Source organism: Candidatus Palauibacter irciniicola (genome assembly GCF_965208695.1).
In the GTDB taxonomy this organism is placed as follows: domain Bacteria; phylum Gemmatimonadota; class Gemmatimonadetes; order Palauibacterales; family Palauibacteraceae; genus Palauibacter; species Palauibacter irciniicola.
In genome coordinates this window covers 596,607-618,748 of record NZ_OZ242352.1, presented here as the reverse complement: position 1 = coordinate 618,748, position 22,142 = coordinate 596,607, and the positions used below count along the sequence as shown (strand labels likewise).

At 71.4% G+C, this 22,142-nt stretch carries 14 protein-coding genes and 1 pseudogene; 2 read left to right on the top strand and 13 right to left on the bottom strand.

The features are described from left to right. Window position 1: 1 nt before the first annotated feature. The gene (locus ACOGI9_RS02515; RefSeq protein WP_419858331.1) at window positions 2-1,306 is read left to right on the top strand and encodes an OFA family MFS transporter; all 1,305 of its coding nucleotides are present in this window, start codon (window positions 2-4) and stop codon (window positions 1,304-1,306) included. A gap of 143 nt (window positions 1,307-1,449) precedes the next feature. Beyond that, on the top strand, window positions 1,450-2,205 hold the full coding sequence (locus ACOGI9_RS02510; RefSeq protein ID WP_419858330.1) for a M23 family metallopeptidase: 756 nt from the start codon (window positions 1,450-1,452) through the stop codon (window positions 2,203-2,205). Here ACOGI9_RS02510 and ACOGI9_RS02505 read toward each other — a convergent pair. The 13 genes and pseudogenes from ACOGI9_RS02505 to ACOGI9_RS02445 form a co-directional block, all read right to left on the bottom strand. Further along, entirely contained in the window at window positions 2,186-2,947 is a 762-nt protein-coding gene (locus tag ACOGI9_RS02505; RefSeq protein ID WP_419858329.1) for a DUF1295 domain-containing protein, read from the bottom strand. The genes ACOGI9_RS02510 and ACOGI9_RS02505 overlap by 20 nt on opposite strands. Window positions 2,948-2,974: 27 nt before the next feature. Next, on the bottom strand, window positions 2,975-3,982 hold the full coding sequence (locus tag ACOGI9_RS02500; RefSeq protein WP_419858328.1) for an ornithine cyclodeaminase family protein: 1,008 nt from the start codon (window positions 3,980-3,982) through the stop codon (window positions 2,975-2,977). A 4-nt stretch (window positions 3,983-3,986) separates the two neighbouring features. Next, window positions 3,987-4,838 (bottom strand): permease, encoded by an 852-nt coding sequence (locus ACOGI9_RS02495; protein WP_419858327.1) that lies wholly within the window; start codon window positions 4,836-4,838, stop codon window positions 3,987-3,989. Between the two features lie 56 nt (window positions 4,839-4,894). Further along, a complete protein-coding gene (locus ACOGI9_RS02490) occupies window positions 4,895-8,455 on the bottom strand; it encodes a hypothetical protein (protein ID WP_419858326.1) in 3,561 nt (1,186 codons plus the stop codon). Between the two features lie 14 nt (window positions 8,456-8,469). Further along, window positions 8,470-10,557, bottom strand: a complete 2,088-nt coding sequence (locus ACOGI9_RS02485; RefSeq protein WP_419858325.1) for a BatA domain-containing protein — start codon at window positions 10,555-10,557, stop codon at window positions 8,470-8,472. Then, window positions 10,554-11,480 carry a DUF58 domain-containing protein gene (locus tag ACOGI9_RS02480; RefSeq protein WP_419858324.1) on the bottom strand — a complete coding sequence of 309 codons (927 nt, stop codon included), beginning with the start codon at window positions 11,478-11,480 and terminating at the stop codon, window positions 10,554-10,556. Before ACOGI9_RS02480 ends, ACOGI9_RS02485 begins: the two co-directional genes overlap by 4 nt. 15 nt (window positions 11,481-11,495) lie before the next feature. Next, window positions 11,496-12,584 carry an AAA family ATPase gene (locus tag ACOGI9_RS02475; protein WP_419858323.1) on the bottom strand — a complete coding sequence of 363 codons (1,089 nt, stop codon included), beginning with the start codon at window positions 12,582-12,584 and terminating at the stop codon, window positions 11,496-11,498. Between the two features lie 42 nt (window positions 12,585-12,626). Beyond that, a complete protein-coding gene (locus tag ACOGI9_RS02470; protein WP_419858322.1) occupies window positions 12,627-13,448 on the bottom strand; it encodes a DUF4159 domain-containing protein in 822 nt (273 codons plus the stop codon). Continuing rightward, entirely contained in the window at window positions 13,445-16,105 is a 2,661-nt protein-coding gene (locus ACOGI9_RS02465) for a tetratricopeptide repeat protein (protein ID WP_419858321.1), read from the bottom strand. The genes ACOGI9_RS02470 and ACOGI9_RS02465 overlap by 4 nt, the downstream gene beginning before the upstream one ends. Beyond that, window positions 16,096-17,145 (bottom strand): hypothetical protein, encoded by a 1,050-nt coding sequence (locus ACOGI9_RS02460; protein ID WP_419858320.1) that lies wholly within the window; start codon window positions 17,143-17,145, stop codon window positions 16,096-16,098. The genes ACOGI9_RS02465 and ACOGI9_RS02460 overlap by 10 nt, the downstream gene beginning before the upstream one ends. Further along, window positions 17,142-19,583 (bottom strand): glutamine amidotransferase, encoded by a 2,442-nt coding sequence (locus ACOGI9_RS02455; protein WP_419858319.1) that lies wholly within the window; start codon window positions 19,581-19,583, stop codon window positions 17,142-17,144. Before ACOGI9_RS02455 ends, ACOGI9_RS02460 begins: the two co-directional genes overlap by 4 nt. 152 nt (window positions 19,584-19,735) lie before the next feature. After that, a pseudogene (locus ACOGI9_RS02450) lies at window positions 19,736-21,143 on the bottom strand (cryptochrome/photolyase family protein). 38 nt (window positions 21,144-21,181) lie between these two features. After that, entirely contained in the window at window positions 21,182-22,084 is a 903-nt protein-coding gene (locus ACOGI9_RS02445) for an alpha/beta fold hydrolase (protein WP_419858318.1), read from the bottom strand. Between the last annotated feature and the right edge of the window lie 58 nt (window positions 22,085-22,142).

Here is a 22,142-nt window from a genome sequence, read left to right as displayed (position 1 = left end):
CGTGGCCGCCGAAGGGTGGAAGGCGCCGCGGGTCGCGATCGCCTTCTTCTGCACGGTCCTGCAGGTCTGCTTCGGGACGGTCTACGCGTGGAGCTTCTTCCAGACGATCCTCGTCCGGCAGGCGGGCTGGACGTTCACGCAGGGATCGCTGGCCTTCTGCATCGCGATCTTCTCTCTCGGGACGGCGGCGGCGTGGGCCGGCCAGTTGCTGCCCAAGGTAGGTCCGCGCCGACTCGCCCTCATCGGAAGCACGCTGTTCGCGGGCGGATACATCATCGCGAGCTTCGCGCTGCGGATCGACTCGATCCTCCTTTTCTACGCCGGGTACGGGCTCATCGGGGGGATCGGCATCGGACTCGGGTACGTGACGCCGGTCACCACGGCCGCGAAGTGGTTCCCGGACCGGAAGGGGCTCGTCACGGGCATCGTCGTCATGGGCTTCGGGATCGGGGCGCTCCTCCTGAGCAAGGGGCTCGCGCCGCTGCTCGTGCTGCAGACGGAAGGGGATCTGCCGCAGGTCTTCCTGTGGCTCGGGATCGTCTTCGCCTGCATCCTCATCCCCAGCAGCTTCGTCATCGACGACCCGCCCGCCGCGCAGGTGGCGCCGTGGAAGCAGCCGGCGCAGGTGGGCCCGTACCTCAAGTCCAGCCAGTTCGTCATCATCTGGATCGTCTTCTTCTTCAACATCGCGGCGGGGATCTCGGTCATCAGCTTCCAGTCCGAACTCCTGCAGGAGGTGTGGGGACTCGCCGATCCCAGCGTCGAACCCGCGGTGCTGGCGGAGTACGGGGCGACGCTCATCGCGGCGAGTTCCGTGTGCAACGGACTGGGGCGCATCCTGTGGGCGTGGCTCTCCGACCGGATCGGGCGCGTGGCCGTGTTCCGGATCCTGCTCGCGAGCCAGATGGTCGTGTTCGGCATCCTCATGACCGAGTCGAACCCGTGGGTCTTCTCGGCACTCGTGTGCTACGTGCTGCTCTGCTTCGGCGGCGGGTTCGCGACCATGCCGTCGTTCATCCTCGAGGTGTACGGCCCCCGGAACATGTCGAAGGTGTACGGGGCGATCCTCACCGCCTGGGCCGCGGCGGGAATCTGCGGTCCGCTCTACGTCGGGTACCTCAAGGACAGCTATCCCGACCGCGCGGTCATGTATTGCTTCCTGATCGGGATCCTCATGCTCGGCGCGGGCTACCTGTTCTCCTACCTGCTCGACGATGACCGCGTCCGACTGGGCCGCCCGACGGTGAAGCAGACGCTGGAGCGCTACGGGATCCCCGTCGCCGACCCCGTCCCCGACCAGTCCTGACGCGAGCGGCTTGCGCCTTCGCGGCGCTCGCGCTGGCGTCGTCGCTCGGCGCTTCCTGCGATTCGCCGCCGTCCGCCCTGCCGCCGCTGGACGTTGCGTGGGCGCCGGCCGCGCCTGTTCAGGGGCACCTGTTCGTCATCGGCGTGGCGGCGCCGTCGGGGTCCGGCGTGATCTCCGCGGTCGGCGAGGCGGGTGGCGAGGCGCTGCACTTCCGGCGCGTCGGCCCGGTGCTCGAGAGCCTGGCGGCGGTCCCGATTTCGACGGTGGACACGCTCGACGCCTGGGTGCGGGCGGACTACGCGGACGGCCGCTCCCGGACCGACTCGCTCCGCATTCCCGTGCGAGCGGGCGAATACGCGCACGAGCGGCTCACCGTGGCGCCGCGCTTCGGGTCCCCTTTGAACGAGGAAGACCAGGCGCGGCTGCGAAGCGACCGGGAGAAGGCCGCCCGGGCCGCCCGCGAGGCGCACGCCGCGCCGCGCATGTGGAGCGCGGTGCGGCTCCCGCGCGAATCGCGCGTGACGAGCGGGTTCGGCACCGGCCGCGAGTTCAACGGACAGATCACGAGCCGCCACATGGGGCTGGATCTGGCGGGGGCCCGGGGCGCGACCGTGACGGCGGCGGCGGACGGCGTCGTGGCCGTCGTCGACGGCTTCCTGCTCGGGGGGAACGTCGTCTATCTCAACCACGGGGGAGGACTGCAGACCGGCTATTTCCACCTCAGCGAGCCGCTCGTGTCCGTGGGCGACACGGTGGCGGCCGGGACGCCGATCGGGCGGGTCGGGGCCACCGGCCGGGTCACCGGCCCCCACCTGCACTGGGTCGTGCGCTACGGCGCCACGAGCGTCGACCCGCTCAGCCTGCTCGCGCTTCCCGGGATCAGATCCATCCCGGAATGATCGCCTTCCGCCTCTTCGGATAGTCCTCGAACCGTTCCCGGTACCAGCGGTGGTGGCTGAGCGCTCGCGGCACGAGGTTCGCCGCCGTGAAGAGGAAGAAGGCGAGTCCGGCCAGCGACCACGTCGCGAGCGCCCAGCCGGCCCACTCCATCATCTCGCCCAGGTAGTTGGGACAGGAGACGTAGCGGAAGCCCCCGCCGCGCGGGATCGAGTAGCCGGTCTCTCCCGGCTTCCGGAGTCTCAGCAGAGTGTTGTCGGAGTGAAGGTTCAGGGCGAAGCCGGCCGCGAAAACGAACACGCCGGCGAGGAACCTCGGATCGCCCAGCCACTGCGCGTCGTACTGTCCGAGTTCCGAGATCCAGCGCGCGTTGATGTACGCGTTGACCATATTGAAGGCGAAACCCGAGACCGCCACGACCGCCGGCATGCTCTTTCCCCTCGTCCGCGTACGGAGGGGATAGATGAATGTCCGGTTCAGATAGTGGCACTGCCATATTCCCAGAAAGACGAGCGGTACGGTGCCGCCGGCCGACGGTCCCGCGAGATAGACGACGGCGAAGAACACCGGGGCGGGCACTTCCATGAGAATCCAGCCGACGCGATCCGGGAGGCCCGGCCCCCAGCCGCGTCCGGCATGGTGGCGGCCGTAGGGGACCTTGAGGCGAAGGAGACCGACGAACGTCAGCGGGGCGACCGCAAGCAGAGCCCACACGAGGGCGCTGTGGAGCGTGACGCCGTCCATCGCGGCCGCGGTCGCGTCGGCGCTCGACTAGAAGGGGACGACGGAGCCGAGGCCGAGGTCCTCCGCCCGGCTCAGAGCCGCTTCCGCGATCGCGACGTCCTGCGCGGCGCTCCCCACCGACTTGAAGAGCGTGCAATCGCGGTCGCCGCGCCCGCCCGGGGCCCGGCCGTTGACGATCTCGCCGAGTTCGGCATCGATCACGTCGCGCCCGACGATGCCGTTTTCCACCGCGATGATGAGGTCGCCGGCCTCCTCCCAGATCGCTTCGCGCTGGTCCACGATCACGCGGGCGCGGGCGACGATCTCCTCGGGGATCTCGCGCGTGTGAGGCTGAAAGGCGCCGATCGCGTTGATGTGGGCTCCGGGTTCGAGGTGCTCGGGAGAGAAGACGGGCGTCTCGCTCGTGGTCGCGGTCACGACGAGGCCCGCGCCGTCGAGGGCCTCGGCCGGGGTCGCGGCCGCGCGGATCCGGGGCGGAGACCCGCCTTCGGGCGGCACGAGCGAGGCGGCCCGCTCCGTGAGGGCGGCGGCCAGTTCTTCGGCGCCTTCGGGCGGGACGGAGACGATCCGGATCTCGCGCAGCGGCCGGCACGCGGCCAGCAGTTCGATATGCGCCCGCCCCTGGGCGCCGGCTCCGAATACGGCGAGCACATCCGCCGCGGGATCGGCGAGGAGTTCCGTCGCCAGGCCGCTCCCCGCCGCCGTCCGGATCTCCGTCAGCGAGGTGCCGTCGAGGAGGGCGCGGGGGCTCCCCGTCGCCGCGTCGAGCAGGATGACCGCCCCCTGAATCGGCGGTTGACCGTCGGCGACGTTGCCGGGGAAGACCGAGACGATCTTGGCCCCGAGCCCTCCGGAGCCACCGAGGAAGGCGGGCATGAGGAGCGTGATCCCGTGCCGGCTCTCGAGGTGCCCCCGGACGGGGACCACCGCCTGGCCGCCGGACAGCTCCCCGAAGGCGACCCGCATTGCATCCACGGCCGTCTTCGCCGTCACGGCCCGCTCGATGTCGCTTCGCGAGAGGATGCGGATCTCCACTCGTTCAGCCTCCCGTGCCGGCGGCGCGGGAGCGGCGCTCGTGGACGGCGGAGCGGAGCATCGCGATCGCGGCGTAGAGGACGACGACGACGACGAGCCAGCGCATCGCGGTGAGGGGGAGCGAACGGACGATGAACGCCGCGATCAGCACGGCCGGGATCCCTCCGATCGCGAGGCCGAGGGCCGCGCGGAGGCCGTAGCGTCCCGCCTTCAGGAAACGCAGGCCCGCGACCGGCATGAGGAAGGCGGACGCGCCCATCATGATCGGGAAGGCGACGGCCGGGTTCAGTCCCATGAGGCTGACGACGATCATCGTCGGGGCGTAGATCCCGATCCCGATGGTCATGAGCGCCCCGAGCACGAAAAGGCAGCCCGCCGCGAGGGCGAGCGACCCTCCCGACAGGCCGGACGCCGCGCCGCCCACGGCCGTGATCTCGAAGATCGCCATGAGGAAGGTGGCGGCCGCGATGAGGAGCGCGACCCCCATCCCGACCTGGATCCGGTAGCGGGGCAGCCGGGCCACGATCCCCGCGCCCAGCCACGCCCCGAGCACGGCGGCCGCGATGAGGACGAAGAGCGTCGTCGGTTCCACGCTGATGATTGCGATGAAGATGAAGGCCTGGATCACGACCGGGGGCGTGTGCCCGATCATCATCGTGCCCGGGATCTCCTCGTCGGGCACGACCTTCTTCAGCTTGAACAGCGAGGTCGTCGGGGCGAAGGAGCCGATGCCGAGCGTATCGAAGAAGTTCGTCCCGAAGCCTACCGCCAGTTCGAACGCGCTGGGCCGGCCCCGCCAGCCATCCCGTTCCCGTCCGGCCCGCGTGGCCGCGGCGGCGGCGCGCGCCCACGCCACGAGAAGCCCGGCCGTGAAGAGGGCCAGGACGGAGAACAGGTAGAGGCGCGGGTCGCTCAGGGCGGTGGGTCCTCGGACAGCGCCCGGTAGTACGCCTCGACGAGTTCGCGGTATTCCTCGGGGACGTCGTCCGACCCGGAGAGGAAGAAGCGTTCGATCTGCGACCCGAGTTCACGGCGGAGGGCGAACTCGAAGTCCTTCAGGCCGCGCAGCACATCGGCCTGGAGCGCCGCGAGTTCCTCGGGATCGTCGAAGTCCCCCATGGTCCGCAGGCGGTCGAGCCCGGCGATGGCGCGGTCGAGGTCGCCGACGTCGACGCCCTCCTGGCCAAGTTCGTCGCGCAGACGACGCGCGTCCTGTCCCCGCTCGCGGAATTCGCGCTGGAACTGCCGGACGTCTTCGGGCGACAGCCACGGTCCGCCGCCGCCTCCCCCGCCCCCGCCGGGCGCGAACCCCTGGCCGCCGCGAGGCGCCTCGCCGGGCTGGCCGGGCTGTCCGCCACGACCTCCCTGGCCCTGGCCCTCGCCCTGCTGCTGGCCGCCCTGCTGGCCCTCGCCGCCTTGCTCGCCCTGCCCGCCCTGCTGACCCTCGCCCTGCTGTCCCTGCCCTTCCTGGCCCTGCTGTTGACCCTGGCCTTCCTGCTGACCCTGCCCCTCCTGGCCCTGTCCCTCCTCGCCCTGGCCATCCTCGCCCTGTTGCAGGCGTTCCTGGAGCGACTCGAGGCCGCGGACGAGGTCGCGCGTCTCGTCGAGTTGCCGGCCGAGGCGGCGGGGGTCCGACTCGCTCAGCGCGTCCCGCGCGGCCTGGACCCGGGCCCGCACGTTCTCCGCGTCCCGGGTGATCTGTTCCTCGAAGTTCCGCACAAAGTCCTCGGTCTGGGTGCCGAGGGCGCCTCGCGAGAAGTTGAGCTTGTCCCGCAGCCGGCTCTCGCGGATCTCCCCGGCGGCTTCCAGGAGGCGGCGGGCGGCCTCCGGCTGATCCTGACGCGCCTCGCGCGCCAGGCGGTCGAGGTCGGTCTCCAACTGGTCCACCTCGCCGGCGAGTTCGGCCTTGCGTTCGCGCAATCCGGCCAGGCGTTCCCGGTCGCCGCCGGTCGGATCCTCGTTCACGTCGCGCTGCAGTTCCCGCTGACGCTCGGCGATGCGGTCGGCCCGCCGCGCGGCGTCCTCGACCTCCCGTTCCACGGCCGCGACCTGGCGGTTCTCGAGCAGCCGGCGCGCCTCGCGAAGCCGGTCGAGGGCGTTCGACGCCTCCGCCTGCCCCTGCCCCCGGCGACCCTGCGCCTGCGCCCGCCGCATCTCGTCCGCCGCCTGCTGCAGCCGGCGCGCGGATTCCTCGACGTCCGCCCGGTCGCCCTCGCGACCCAGGCGCTGCAGCTGCCGGGCCAGCTCCTCCGTCTCCTGGATCATCTGCTGTTGCTGGCCCTGGCCGCCGCCCGCGGCGCCCCTCTGCTGCGCGGCCGCGCGTTCGTTCATCTGCTGCTGGCGCCTCGCCAGTTCCTCGAGCTTCTGCAGCGCCTCGTCGACCTCCTGGTCCTGCTGTTGCTGCTGGCCTCGCTGGACGGTCTCGTACTGGTTCCGCAGGCGGTCCAGCTCCAGTTCGAACAGGTCCGCGAGTTCCTCGGCCCCCGACCCGACGCTCCCGGGCGTACCGCCGCCCCCGCCGCCGCCCTGCTGCACCTGGACGTCGCGGAACGCGGCTTCGGCGCGCTGCAGGTGCTGGAGCGAGCGCTGTTCGGGCGCGAGCGCCTCCCGGAGCCGCCGCTCCCCGAGCCTCGTCTCCGCCTCCAGCATCGCGGGCGGGGCCAGCGGGAGTTCGCGAAACACCGTCTCGAGCGACGGGTCGCCCGCGACACCGCGCTGCTGCATCTGCGCGATGAGTTCTTCCACCTGCTGCCGCAGCCGCCCCTGCAACAGCGTGAGCGTGGCCAGGTTCTCCGACATCTCCTCGTCTTCGAACTCGTTCCGGTCGCGGTCGAGGCGGAAGGTCGCGGCGACGATCTGGCGCTGCTGTTCGGACAGCTCGCCGCCCATGCCGGGCCCTCCGCCACCGCCGCCACCCCCTCCCCCGCCCTGCTCGGCCTGGCGGAAGTTCCGGTCGAAGGGGCGGATCTCTACGAAGTAGATGTCCGAGCTTTCGACGCCACCGCCGGGGCCGCCGGAGCGCAGGTCCGTCGCCCGGGCGTAGTAGGAGAGGACGTCGCCCGGCTCGAGGCCGAATTCCTCGAGGAAGAAGGTGTGTCCGCCGGAGAGCTGCGTGGTTCCGCCGCGGGCCGTGCCGTGGAGCACGCGGGACGATTCCTCGCCGCCGTTCACCGAGTAGAGGAGTTCGACCTGCCCGAGACCGAAGTCGTCCTCGGCTTCGACCTCCACGTAGAGTTCCTCGATCGGCGAGAGGCGCGTGTCCCGTCCGGGCTCGGCGATCCGGACCCCCGGCGGCTGGTCGTCGAGCGGTTCGACGAGGTAGTCGGGGGAGCCGATGACGAAGCGGTCGCCCGGACCCATGAACTCGATGCGGTAGAAGGTCTCGCCGGTCACCGTGAAGCTCGTCTCGAACGCGCCGTCCACGGGTTCGAGCGCCGTCCCCTCCTCCTCGCCGTCGAACGCGAGCCGCGCCGCTTCCGTCGCCATCGTCGGCATCACGCGAAGACGGACCTCGGTCCCCCGCAGCACCGCGATGTCGCCGCCGTCCTCGACGGTGCGCGGGCTCAGCCCCGTGTAGGCGGGGAAGCGGTACTCGAGGTCGATCCGGTCCACGTAGGGAAGGTCCGCGACCTCGATGGTGAAGACGGGTGAACGGACGCCCTCGGAACTCACCGTGTAGTCGGTGGGCTCGTCGAGGTCGAAGAGGAGGATCTCGAACGAGGCGCCCTCCGCCGCGGGCGTCATGAAGTAGCGTTCCCACACCTCCGACTCGCCGCGCCGGACGGCGACCTCCACTTCGTCCGTGTCGAACCCCTGCGGGAACGCGCGCACGAGTTGATCCGAGCCGCGGGCGATGAGCGCGTCGCCGGGTTCCACGGTGATCGCATAGGGATTCGCGGCGTCGGCGGTCTTCCAGGGGCTCAGCAGGAGCGAGCCCGCCGTGCCCTGGAAGGCGGGGCCGAAGAAGGCGATGAGCAGCACGGCCGAGGCGACGCCCGCGAACCAGGCGGTCGAACGGCGCAGCCGGTCGCGCTCGACGCGGCGACCCCGGTCCACCCGGCGGGCGCGCCGGGCCGCGACCTCCAGCAGACGAGCGTCGAGGCCGGAGCGGGCGCCCGGCGACCCGGCGCGCTCGATGGCCGCGAGGAACGCCGCCTTGAGCGACGGTTCATGCTCCTCCAGGTAGAGCGCGACCTGCGCGTCGGAGACCCGGCGCAGGAGCGGGCGCACGACGAACCAGGCGAGGAGGCCGGCGGCCGCGGCCCAGAGCAGGATGCGGAAGGCGAGCACCGCGCCGTCCTCGAAGCGCAGGCGGTCGATTCCGAAGGTCGCGATGAAGAAGACGGCGAAACCGATCCCCAGCGTCACGGCGACGCCCTGAATGAGCTGGCGGACGCGCCAGCGGCGCCTCACGTCGCCGACGATGCCGAGCAACTGGTGCTCCGTGTTCCGCGTCTTCGCCCATCGCTGCATCGTCATCCTCCCTTTCAGGCGCCTGCCAGCCCGGACACGGGGCGTTGGCGCGTCCAGCGGTTCGCGAGCACGCTCTCCACTCCCAGCACGAGCCCCGCGAGCAGCAGGAGCACCCACCAGAGTTCGGCGCGTCGCGGGACCGTTTCTCCGCCAGCGGTCGCGCCGTCCTCTCCGGTGCCTCCCGCCGCCGGCGCGACGCCCGCCACGGCCTCCACCACGCGCTCCGTCGCCACCGGCGTCAGATCAGATTCGGTGATCCGGGGGTTCACCGCCACGGTCGTCGCGCGGTCGGCGTCGTCCCGGAGCGCCACCTGGTAGAAGCCCGCGCGCGGAAACTCGATCCACGTCGGCCCTTCGCCGACCTCCACCGGCTGCCGGTCGCCGTCCGGATCCACCAGGACCCACTCGGCCTCGTCCCCGGCGAGCCCCGCGGCGCCCGTCCCGCCCGGTCCGACGAGGGCCGTGAGTTCGAGCACGCCCCCGGCTTCGATCCAGCGTTCCGGCTCGCGGTATCCCGTGGCGTGCAGCGCCAGCCGGTGCACGAAGGGCAGGAAGACGGGCTGCAGCGCGAGGTCGTTCCAGAAACGGTCGAGGGTCGACGTCCACACCAGCACGCGCCCCTCGCCCACCGGATGTTCGAACAGGGCGGGTTCCCCGCTGTCGAAGCGGGCCACCACGGCCGTGCCCTCGGCAGGCTCCATGCTCCAGAATCGATCGAAGCGCGCGCCCGAGAAGTCCCCGCTGCGGGGACCGGAGAACAGCTCGAATACGGGGTGGTCGTAGTCGAGCCACGACAGCCGGCGGCCGTCCGCGGCATCCACGAGGGAGCCGGGGCCGGCGCCGAGCAGTGCCAGGCCGGCGTCGGACCACCGGTTCATGCTCGCATCCCGCCCGAGAACGATGAGCAGGCCTCCGCCTTCGGTCACCCATTCGCGCAGCCGGCCGGCCCGGCCCGCGTCGGCGAGGTCCCCGTCGTTGAGGATCGCGAAGTCCGCCGCCGAGAGCGCGCCGGCATCGAGACCCGTCGCCGCCGTCCGCGACGTCTCGATGCGGGGCGCGTCGCCGATGCCGAGGGCGCGCTCGAGAAAGAGGCTCCCGTCCGATCCCCTGCGGTTGTTCTCCAGGATCAGCGTGCGCAGACCCGCCTCGGGCGCCGCCACGAAGCGGAACTCGTTGTCGATGGCCAGCCCGTCCTCCGGGACCGTGAGGCGCCCGCGGCTCCGTCCGTCCGGAAGGGCGAGGTCTTCGAACACCGCCGTGCCGACGCCGCGCGGCGGCATGTCCACCGGGACGGTCGCCACCGTCCGCCCGGCGATCTCGAGCGACACCGGGAGCCGCTCCACCGGCGCTTCGCCCATGTTCGCGAGCCGGGCCAGGAGCCGGACCCGCCCGTCGTCCGCGGCCCGCACCGCCGCCTCCGCCAGCGCCACGTTCGCGGCCTCATCCGGCGCGACGCTCGCCGCCCGCAAGGAGACCCCGTCGGGAAGCCGCACCCTGCCGCCGTCCTCCCACCCCGTGCGCTGGAAGTCCGACACGAGCGCCACCTCCCGGGTCCGGTCCTCGGACTCCGAGAGGATCCGGCCGGCGAGCTGGATCCCCGCTTCGAGCCGCGTCCCGAGGTCGGTCGTCGACAGGCCCGCGAGCGCCTCCCGGGCGGCCGCGAGGTCGAGCGTCAGCGGCACCCGCTCCCGCGCCTGCTCGTCGAACGTCGCCACCGCCACGCGATCCCCCTCCCCGAGACCGTCGAGCACGGCGCGCGCGGAATCGAGCGCCGCCTCCCAGCGCCCCTCGTAGCCCAGGCTCGCCGACACGTCGAGCAGGATGACGACGTCGCGGGCCGAGCCGGCCTCCACCTCCGCGACCGAGTCGAAGAAGGGCCGGGAGAAGGCGAGCGCGAGGAGGATGACCGCGATGCAGCGCAGCGCGAAGAGCAGCGGATGCCGGATCCGGCGCCGGTTCATCGTCTTGAAGGGCAGCTTCCGGAGGAACATCAGCGACGGGAACACCGTCACCCGGCTGCGCTGGCGATGGGTGAGGTGGATGATGATCGGGATCGAGAGGAGTCCGAGCCCGGCCAGGAACCACGGGGCCAGGAAACTCATCGGTCCTTGCCCTTCAGGCGCCGCGACCGGTGCGACAGGTAGCGGAAGAGCACGGCGTCGAGCGGGGTCGAGGTGACGATGAGCTCATGGTCGATCGCCCGCTCGATCATCAGCTTCGAGATCTCGCCCACATGCCCCTCCACCAGGGAGAGGTATTCCTCGCGCATCACGTCGGGCGTCACCGGAAGCCGCTCCCCCGTCTCCAGGTCCTCGAACGACCGCGCCGCCTCGAACGGGAAGTCGACCTCGGCCGGGTCCATGATCTGGAACACGATCACGTCCTGCCCCTTGCTGCGGAGCGCCCCCACCGCGTCGAGGACCGTCTTCGGTTCGGTGTACAGGTCGGAGACGAGAACGACGATCCCCTTCCGGGTCAGGCTCTCGGCCACCTGCGTGAGGGGCCGCGTGAGATCGCCCGCCGTCTCGGCGCGGACGCGGTCGAGCGCCGCCAGGATCAGGCGCCGGTGCCGGACGGAGGGGGGGATGTATTCGATCAGCTTTTCGTCGAAGATCGCCGCGCCCACGCGGTCGCGCTGGCTCGCGGAGAGATAGGCGAGACAGGCCGTCAGGTAGCGGGCATAGTCGATCTTCGTGATCCCGCGCGAGCCGTAGTCCATGGAACGGGAAGCGTCCATCGCGAAGAAGATGTTCGCGTTGGTCTCGGCCTCGTATTCCTTGATGTAGTGGCGGTCGGTGCGTCCGTACACCTTCCAGTCGATCTTGCGGATGTCGTCGCCCGGCAGGTACTGGCGGTGCGCCGCGAAATCGAGCGACAGCCCGAGGAAGGGCGATCCGTGCGCCCCGGCGATGAAGCCCTCGACCACCGAACGCGCGACGAGTTCGAGATTCCCGATCCGGGTAAGCACCGCCGGATCGAGGAACTGCGTCCCCGGCACCGTCCGCGAGGCGATTCGCGCGCGCATGATCCGGCCCGCCCCCTACATCCCGGACTTCGGCGGTTTCACGTCGTCGAGGAGGCGTTCGACGAGATCGTCCGTCGAGACGCGCTCGGACTCCGCGTGGAAGTTCGTCAGCACGCGGTGGCGGAAGACGGGGGCGCAGAGCGCGCGCACGTCATCGAACGACACGTTGATCTCGCCCCGCAAGAGGGCCCGCGCCTTGCCGCCGAGCACGAGGTACTGGGCCGCGCGCACGCTTCCCCCGTAGGCCACGTACTGCTTCACGTAGTCGGGGGCGTCGTCGCGTCCGGGGCGGGTGCGCCGGGCCAACTGCACGGCGTAGCGCGCGACCGGCTCGGAGATCGGCACCTTCCGCACCAGGTGCTGGAAGCCCGCGATCGCCTCCGCCGACAGCACCGCGCCGGGAGGCTCGCCCTCGACCGTCGTCGTCTGGAGGATGACCTCCAGTTCCTCGTCCTCGGGCAGGTAGCCGATGTTGATCTGGAACATGAAGCGGTCGAGCTGCGCCTCGGGCAGCGGATACGTCCCCTCCAGCTCGATCGGGTTCTGCGTGGCGAGGACGAAGAAGGGCTCGGGCAGGCGGTAGGTCCGGCCCTGGATCGTCACCTGCTTCTCCTCCATCGCTTCGAGGAGAGCGGCCTGCGTCTTGGGCGGCGTGCGGTTGATCTCGTCGGCCAGCACGACGTGCGCGAACAGCGGCCCCTGCATGAAGACGAGCTTGCGCTGTCCCGTTTCCGGATCTTCCTGGATGATGTCCGTCCCGGTGATGTCCGACGGCATGAGGTCCGGCGTGAACTGGATCCGGTTGAAGCTCAGGTGCAGGACGTCGGAGAGCGTCTGGATGAGGAGCGTCTTCGCGAGTCCGGGTACGCCGACGATGAGGCTGTTGCCGCCGGCGAAGAGCGAGATCAGGACCTGCTCGACGACATCGTCCTGGCCGATGATGACCTTCTTGAGTTCCGCGCGGACGGCGTCGGCGCTCTCGCGCAGGCGGTCGGCGAGTTCGGCGTCGTCCGGGACCGCTTCGGCCGCGGCGTTCGGGGCCGGGGCCGGCTCCTGCTCCGTTGTCGGGTCCGGCGCGTCGATCCAGCGGGGGTCGGCTTCCATGCCGGCTCCTTCCGGGTTCGGTGATGGGTTCAGTGTGTCGGCTCAGTGCGTGAGGGCGTATACCACGTAGTTGACGCCCAGCTTGTACGCTTCGTTGGAGAGGGCGATGGGGACGAACCCCCGGTCCGACCACTCCATGTAGTCGCCAATGTCGTTGTCGTGATTCACGATGACCATAAGGCGGCCCTCGGGGTCGTTGTCCTCGTAGACGCCCCAGTAGCTCGCCACGCCGCCCCGGTAGGGGTGCGGCATCTCGATGTTCTCCTGCTCCAGGTGGAAGAACGAGTCGAAGATCGGGTGGCTGTCGTCGAGTTGCACGAGTTCGAGCCCCGGGAGCAGGATCTGGAGCCCCTGCCTCGTCCTCTCCAGGTCCCGCCTGCCGCCCATGTCGTCGATGATGAGGAACCCGCCCTTGCGCAGATAGTTGCTCAGGTTGTCGGCCTCCACCTGGTTCATCGTCCAGCCGCCGGGTTCCGACAGGTACGCGACGGGGAACTTGAACAGGTCCGGGTCGTCCATGGCGAGCACGTTGCCACCGCCCTTGCGCGGGCCGATCGTCGTGAGTGCGTCCATGATCTCGGCGAAGTTGCGCTCGGCTACGGGCCAGTCGTGCGACCAGCCGGGGTTCCAGCCCCACCCGCCGCGGTAGTAGAGGCGGACGAAGGTGAACTCGCCGGTGTAGGGCGTGTTGTACTCCTGGTAGGAGGCGAGGTCGTCCCCGAACCCGCCGCCTCCGCGTCCGCGCCGGCGCTGGCCCTCGAGGTCGGCGACCGCGAGCAGCGTGAGCAGCGCGGCCAGGCCGCCGGTCGCGAGGGGGCGGGCAACCCGCCGCGGGGCCGCGAGGCGTCGGGTGCGTGCGGTCATCGCCGGCCCTCCGGGTCGCCGCGGATCTCGAGCAGGAGATCGAGCGCGGCCTCGAAGTTGGGGGCGATCTCCAGGGCGTCGAGGACCGCGCTCCGGGCGCCGCGGGCGTCCCCGCCCCGGTGCAGCGCGAGGGCGAGCCGGTAGTGGGCCTCCGCCGGATCCGCCGGCGCCAGCGCCAGCAGCGCCCGCCGCTCGCGGACCGCCTCGGGCCACGCTTCGGCCGTCTCGTGGCTGGCGGCGAGCCGCGCGTGCACGTCGAGGTGGAAGGGGTCGATCCAGATCGCGCGTTCCAGCGTCTCGCGGGCGGCCGCATCGTTGCCGAGCGACTGTTCGAGGTCCGCGAGGGCGAGGTGCGCCTCGAAGTGGTTCTCGTTGAGGGCGGTGTACGTCCGGTAGGCCTCCGCGGCGCCCGCGAAGTCGCCGGCTTCGCGGCGGAGGTGCCCGAGAATGAGGATCGGCGCGTCGGCTCCCGCGTACTCGGGGAAGACCTCGTGCGCCCTCTCCAGCGACCGCATCGCCTCCTCCGTGCGGCCCTCGCGCTGCGCCTCCGCCGCCGTCATGAGCAGTCCGGCGAAGGTGTCCGGGCCGGGCGGCGCCCCGGCTTCGGGGGTGCCCAGCGCCTGCAGCGTCGGACCGAAGCGGGTCCCGATGTAGTCCCGCAACTCCCGGTCGAGGCCCGCGAGCGTCGTCCCCAGCGCCCGTTCCACGACCTCCGGCGTCTCCAGACCGTCGCGGTACCCGGCGAGCATGGCGAGCACGGCGTCGAAGCCGCGCGTCGTCTCGATCATCTCGCACAGGAGCGAGGCCATGTAGTAGGCGTGCTGCACCTGCCCGGGGTAGGCGGGCCGCACGAAGCCGTAGTTGAAGCGCTCGAGCGAGGGCAGCCGCTCGTCGCGGAAGGCGGCGAGGAAGCCGGGGTCCACGTCGGATCCCCACCCCTCGCGCGCGTGCCGCTCGTCGAGCACGGCGAGTCCCTCGGAGAGCCAGCGGGGGATGCGGTGCTCGGTGTAGCCCAGCGTGAACGCGTGCGAGATCTCGTGCCACAGCGTCGAGCCCCAGTTGAAGGCGCCCCCGGGGCGCGCGCCGGGGGAGTCCATGGCGAGGACGGAGCCGAAGCTCACGCCGAGGGCGCCGATGCCGGCGAGTCCGACCGTGCGCACGGAGAAGTCCGCGTGCCGGTCGTACACCTCGACCGAGATCGGCGTCGGCGGCTCGAACCCGTAGCGGGCGCGCATGGCGTCGAAGGCTTCCTCGGCGAGCGCCGTGGCGTAGATGGAGAGGGCGCCGGCTTCCTTCGGGTGCATGGAGAACACGAAGCGCGGGCTTTCCACCGTCTCGAACCCGGCCAGTTCCTCGAGCAGGTCGAGCGTGTTGAACACCCACACGTTGAAGGGGTCGCCCTCGAAGGAGGCCTCGAGCGTCGCGTGCCCCGCCTCCAGGTCGCCGACGCGGAGCTGGTTGAGGCCGAGTTCGGCCATGCCGGGCCAGGACAGGGGATCGAGGGTCACGGCCTGCCGCGCGAACGCGACCGCATCGGCGTAGCGGTGCGTGCGGTAGGCGACCTGGGCGAGGGCGACGTAGAGGTCGGCGTGCCGCGGATCCAGCCGCAGCACGCGGTCGCGCGCCTCCGCGAAGGCGGCCGCGTCCCCCCGCAGGTGGGCGGCGGCCGCGATCTCCGTCCACGCGGAGAGCGAGACGGGGTTCGTCTCCAGCGCGCGCCGGGCCTCCGCCTCGGCCTCGTCCACGTCCTCGAGTTCGAGATAGAGTCGCGCCAGGAAAGCGCGGGCTTCGGTGAGGCGGGGGTTCGTTTCCAGCGCCTGCTGCGCGAGTTCGAGTGCCTCGGAGGAGCCATCGAACTTCGCGCGGCGCGCCTTCGCCAGGAGGGCGCGCGCGTGGGACGGGTTCCGGGCGAGCGCTTCATCGATCAGCGGCCCGGCCTCGAAGCTGTCGTACTTGTCGAGAAAGAGGAGACCGAGGTCGATGCGCGGCTCGGGGTCGCCGGGGTCCGCCGCGATGGCCTCCTCGAAGGCGCGTACGGCGTCGTGGAAGAGGTCGGGGTCGCGGGCCCCGAGGTACGTGAGCGCGGCGCCGACGGCGCGCAGCTCCGCAGGCTCGAGGCGGCGGGCGCGGTTGTAGAAGTCGATGAACCCGTCGAACAGGGCGAGGGCTTCCTCGCGCGCGCCGCGGTCGAAGAGGAGGCGTCCCAGGTCGAGACGCGCGAGTTGCGCGTCGCCGGCCCGGCCTTCGATGGCCCGGCGGAAGTTCGCTTCGGCTTCGTCGAGGCGTCCCAGCGCGTACAGCTGACGCCCGCGCGCACGGGCGAGTTCGGTGTCCGCGTCCGCTCCGTCCGGGGCGCGCGCGGCGGCCCGGTCGAGGGCTTCGAGCGCCGACTCGTACTCTCCGGTCGCGGCGAGCGCGCGCGCCCACCCGCGCGCGGAGGCCGGGAACTCGCGCCCGGAGCGCGCCGCCGACCGGTAGGCCGCGACCGCCTGCCCGTAGTCGCCCGTCTGGTGGGCTTCGAGCGCCTCCGCCAGCGGCCCGCCGACCCCGTCCGCCTCCGCACGCTCCTGGGCGCGCCCCGACGGCGGCGCCGCGAGCACGAGCGCCAGCGCGAGCGCCGGTCGCGCGAACCGCATCCGGCGCGCGGTCAGGCGCACGGGACGCTCCCGCCCTCGCGGATGGCGCGGTTGAGGCGGGCGAGTTCGACGAGGAGCGTCTCGAGTTGCGCGTCGTATTCCTCCTCCTCCATCTCGTCGCGGCGCGCGCGGAGCGCGGCGATCCCGTCCTCCACCTCGCGCTTCCGCACCAGGAGCGCGGCCACGGCGGGGTCGTCCGCCGCCGCCCCCGCCAGCGCGGCCGGCGCCTCGGCGAGGAAGAACCGGTTCGCCAGCGCACCGTCGGGTCCCTCCGGACTCGGCTCCAGCGACCCCTCGCCGTCCCCGTCGTCGTCCAGCAGGGCGTGTTCGGTCAGCATCTCGTTGTCCCGCTCGTACCGGCGGCGGACCTCGCCCGTCGCGTAGCGGAACGCCTCCAGCAGCGACACACGTTCATCCTTGTCCACATCGGCCTCGTCGAGGGCGAAGGCATCGACGAAGAAGCCGCCGAAGTGGGTCCGCTCGCGTTCGCGGGGGGAGCGCGTGGCCGTCACGACGATGCGCCGCTCGCCGGCGACCGCGGGGACGAACCCGCCGCTGGCGCTCGCCGCGTTCACGACCGCCACCGTCTGCGTCGGGAACGCGTGGAGCCACATCGAGAGCGTCTCCCCCGACAGGTCCGGGCCGGGGAGGCTGAAGCGCGATTCCTCGCCGCGACCGCTCCCGTGGCCGAGCAGGAGGATGAGCGCCACGTCCGAGGGTCCCGCCCGGTTCGCCATGGCGAGTACTTCACGCTCGACCGCTTCCAGCGTGGCCCGGCCCGCGACGCGGGGGGACAGCGCCTCGTCCTCCGCGAGCCACGCGACGGTTTCGCGCACGCCGAGCCGGCTGTCGAGCGCGTCGAGCAGCGACTCCGCCTCCGCCTGGAACTGCTCGGAGTACTCCGGCGCGCCCCCGAGGCCGGTGACGATGAGCACATGGGTCCGCGGTGCGGTGGGCGCCGCCTGGGGCGCGGCCGAGTGGCCCGCAGCGCCACCGGCGCCGAAGAGGGCCGCGGAAGTCAGGGTCGCGGCGAGCGCGGCGGCTCGGGCGCCGCGGATCACGCGAGGTCCTTCCGCCGGCGGTACGCCCACTCCCCGCCCAGCAGACCCGCCAGGAGGAGGAAGAGGATCGGCATGTCCCACAGCGAACGCTCCTCGTACACCGTGTCGCCGCTCTCCGTGTAGCGGATCTCGTCGGCCAGCACCTGCGCGTCATCCGCCGTGTAGAACCGTCCCCCCGTCTCGTCGGCGATCCGGCGCAGGAGTTCCGTGCGGCGGCCGGCTCCGAACTCCTCGATCCGCGGCGTCCCCGCCCGGAAGAAGCTCACTTCTTCCGCGACGTCGCGGCTCGTCTCGGCTCCGGCCCCCGGGCCCCCGGTCCGGGCTCCCGCCGCGCGGACCTGCACGCTGTACAGCCCCGACTCCTGCGGCACGAAACGTCCTTCGTACTCGCCATCGCGCTCGACCGTCCAGTCGAGCCGGACCTCCGACGCGACGCCGCCCGGCCCCGTCACCGTGGCGACGACGTCCGCCCCGTTCACGCGCAGGTATCGTTCGTCCTCCACGTCGGCCCGGAGCCGCAGCGGCTCCCCCATCGGCACGACGTCTTCGCCGGAGTCGAGACGGACGCGCCCCGGCGTATCGTGCACGAGCCAGCGGAGCAACTGCCGCCACAGCGTCTCGTGGGTCTCGTCCTCCAGCGGGATGTCCGCGTGCATCTGCCAGAGCCACGAGTCCTGCGCGGCGAACACGATCGACGTCCCGCGCCCGTACCTCTGGTGCGCGAGCAGCATGCGCGGCGTGCCTTCGGCCGGCACGCCCCGGAGGAGGTCGACGGCCCCCGGCTTCAGCTCGAACACCCGGTTCACGGAGGTCAGGGGGGGAAGCTCCGTCCAGCGCTCAGCCGAAGACTCGGCGGCCTCCGCGATCCTCATCGCCGCGTGCCGCCGGCCGGCCGGGGTCAACTCGGCCGACACCTCGAGCACATCCGGCTCGCCGGCTCCGCCGAGCACCACCGGCAGGGCGTCGGCCAGCGGCGTCCCCGTGTAGCCACCCTCCCCGAGCGACCGACGCCCGCCCAGCACGAGGAGTCCGCCCCCGCGCTGTCCCACGAAATCCGCCATCATCTGCAACTGGTCGTGCGTGAAGAAGCTCGCCTCCACGCTTCCCAGGATCAGCCCGTCGTACTCGTACAACTCCTCGCGCGTGTCCGGGAACCCGCCGGCGAGTTCGCCCGGCCCCTCCACGTCGAGCCGCAGGTATTTCTCGTCGGCCGTCCTCAGGAGCGTGACGACGTGCAGGTTCTCGTCATCCGCCACGGCGCGGCGCACGAACTTGTTCTCCGGCCGCGGCGAGCCCTCGAAGTAGAGGATCTTGCGGCGCGTGTCCCCGACCTCCACGAGGACCTGGCGCTCGTTGTTGCCGGTCAGCGCCTCCCCCTCCTGCGGGTCCACGAAGAAACGGATGGCGCGGGGGCCCGACTCCTCCAGCGTGAACTGGAGTTGCACCGCTTCCTCGCCGTCCGGCCCGAGGGTGAGATCGCGCGTGCCCACGATGCGCCCTTCGTCCTCCACATCGAGCCGCACCGTGCGTCCGGCCAGACCCGCGTGGGAGACGATGACGTCGGCCACGATCGTCGTCCCCTCGAGCGCCGCGCGGGGCACTTCCACGCGCCGCACCTCGACATCGGGGGCGATGCGCTCCGAACCCATCCCGATCGTGTAGACGGGGATCCCCGCGGCGCGCGCCGACAGCAGCGCCTCCGACAGGGGCGGGGTCGCTTCGTCGTCGTTGTCCGCGCCGTCGGTGACGATGACGATTCCGGAGAGCGGGAGTCCGGCCATCTCCTGCTGCACGCGGGTGAGCCCCGCGGCGAGGTTCGTGCGGGGGCCCGTGAAGGCCATCTCGCCCGCCCCGTCGATCCGGTCCGCGTCGGTATCGAACCCGTACATCCTCAGCCGGAAGCGGTCCTCGAGCGCCTGCCGGAGCGCGCCCTCGCCCCGCTGCGTCGCGAACGCCTGCCCATCGACCGGATCCGCGGGCGCCGGATCCATGGCGGCGGAACCCGCTACGCCGGGGTCCGCGGCGAGGGGATCGGCCGGCGGATCGCCCGTCTCGCCCGCCGGATCCTCATCTTCGCCGCCGAAGAGGTCGAGCATCCGCTGCGCGCGCGTCTCCCCGTTCTCATCCGCCACGCGCATGCTGCGCGAATCGTCGAGGAGGACCGCCACGAAGTTCCGCCGCGGGACGACGGTCGAGACGAGGAGAACGGGCCGCATCAGGAGGAAGGCGAGGACGCCCAGCGCGGTCGCCCGCAGCCCCATCATCACCCAGCGGTCGCGCGCCTCCACCGTGGGTCCGACGCGGCGGTATTCGAGCGCGAACCAGACGACGCCGGCGACCCCGAGGAGGACGAGGATCACCGCCCACCAGGGGGCGGCGAGGGAGAGGTCGCCGCGTTCGAACACGACGGGTCTGTATTTGAAGAGGAACTCGAACACGCGGTCGCTGACCCTTCCCTTCCGAACGCGGTCTCTGTCGGCGGCTTCAACGTACCAGTCAGGTATCCCTCTTAGAAACAAGGCCGCCGGGACGATCGTTGCCCGGCGACGGGCTCAGTCGCCTGCCGGGAGGCTGAAAGCAGAAACGGCGACTATTCGCGACGCATCTGCTGGTAGGCGCTCAGGGCCCGCTCGCGGGCTGTGGCGTGGTCGACGATGGGGGGCGGGTAGTCGCGGCCGAGTTCGATGCCGGCTTCGCTGAGCGCGTTCGGTGGAGCCTCCCACGGCTGGTGGAGCCAGCGGTCGGGGAGGCGCGCGATCTCCGGCACCCAGCGGCGCACGTAGGCGCCGGCCGGATCGAACTTTTGGGCCTGCCTGACCGGGTTGAAGATGCGGAAGAAGGGCTGCGTCGGCGTCGGCGCCCGAACCCGCGACCCACTGCCAGTTGGCGACGTTGTTGGCGAGGTCGGCGTCGACGAGCGTGTCCCAGAACCACGCCTCGCCGTGGCGCCAGTGGATGAGCAGGTCCTTCGTCAGGAAGGACGCGGCGATCATGCGTACGCGGTTGTGCATCCAGCCGGTGTGCCAGAGTTCGCGCATGCCCGCGTCCACGATCGGGTAGCCGGTGCGGCCTTCCTGCCAGGCGGCCAGTGCCTGTGGGTCCTCGCGCCACGGGAAGCGGTCGAAGGCGGGGCGCCAGTTGTCCGTTTCCATGTGAGGCGAGTCGGACAGCAGGTGATGGCTGAAGTCGCGCCACGCGAGTTCGCGGAGGAGCGCTTCGGGACCGCTTTCGCCGGGCGCTTCCCACTCGATCAGGGGGGCCGCGGCGCGCCACACCTGGTGCGGCCCGATCTCGCCCCAGTGCAGGTGCGGGGAGAGTCGTGAGCTTCCCTCCAGATCCGGTCGGTCGCGGTCGATCCCGTATCGTTCGACGCCGTCCGCGATGAAGTTGGCCAGCCGCCGCCGGGCCGCGGCCTCCCCGACTTCCCAGGTCTCTCGGAGCCCCCCGGCCCAGTCGGGCGCCGTGGGCTGCAGCCCCCAGTCGCCGAGACGGTCGCTCTCGATCGCGGGTCCGGGGGCCAGCCGCTTCGGCGCCGGATGCGGCGGCGGCGCCCGGTAGCACTCTCGGAGCCGCTTCCAGAATGAGGTGAAGACCTTGTAGGGCGTCCCCTGACCGGTCAGGATCTCGCCCGGCTCGCTGAGGAGCGAGCCCGGGTAACTCTCCGTCTCCACGCCGGCGGCGCGAAGCGTCGTCTCGATCTTCTCGTCGCGCGCACCGGACGCCGGCTCGTAGCACCGGTTCCACACCACGCGCTCGGCGCCGGTTTCCCGCACGACCTCCGGGAGGACATCGGACGCCGGACCCCGCCGCAGGCAGAGGGAAAGCCCAAGCCCCGCGAGATCTTCCGCCAGCGATCGCAGGCTCTCGTGCAGCCACCACCGCGACGCCCCGCCAAGAGACCGGATGTCGCAGCTCTCCTCGTCCAGCACGAACAGAGGGACGACGGGTCTTCGGGACCTGGCGGCCGCGGCAAGAGCGGGGTTGTCGTGAAGGCGCAGATCCCGCTGGAACCAGACGACGACGGGCGGCGGGCGGTCTACGCGAGGCCCTCCCGTTCGAGGAACGCGATCATCGTCGAGACGCACTCCTCGGGGTTCTCCAGTTGGAGGAAATGCGTCGTGTGCGGGATGAAGTCGTAGTCCCACCCGATGAGTCCCTCCAGGTCGACGCTGGGCAGCGAGGAGAACTCGACGCCCGGATCGCCGCCGATCACCGTCACGGGACAGGCGAAGTCCGTCGTGTCCGGCTCGAAGGCGTACGCGAACCCGTAGTCGAACACCTGCGCCTCGAACTCGCGCGGGCAGCGGAGTTCGTACCCGTCCCCGTCCGACGCGGGCTGGAGCAACACGTCGGCGGCGAGGTGCTCCACCCCCGGCCGCGTGAACTCGAACACCCACGAACGCCGGAACTCCTCCGCGAACTCCTCTCTCGTGGCGAAGCGGGGCTGGCGATGCCGGGCCAGCATGCCCAGCCGCCGCCAGAGCGTGTCGATGCCGTAGTGATCGCCGTCGGCCAGGTACATGGGCGGATCGAAGAGGACGAGCCCCGCGTACCCGCGCCCCGGCGGATCGTGGTTGAGCGCGACCATCGCCGACAGCGAATGGAACACGCCGACCGCGGGCTTCGCGCCGAAGTGCTCTTCGATGCCGGCGCGGATGCGCTCTTCGTCGGCCGTGAAGGTCGCGACGTTGTGGGTGGCGAGGTCGGCCGTCGGGTTCCGGCCGTGGCTGCGGAGGTCGTAGACGATCAACTCGAAGCGGGACTGGAGGCGCGACCAGAAGGGGTAGTAGAGGTCGATCGCGAGTCCGTTGTCGTGGCTGAGGATGAGCCGCGGACCCTTCACGTCCCCGTGCCGCCGAAGGATGATGCGGGCGCCGCCGGCCGCTTCGATTTCGACGGTGTCGAGCGGCTCCGGAACCCGCCATTCGGGAGTCGTCATGGACCCCTCCTTTCCACGGAGGATGATAATGCTTCCGCGCCGGGGATGGCGAGACAAC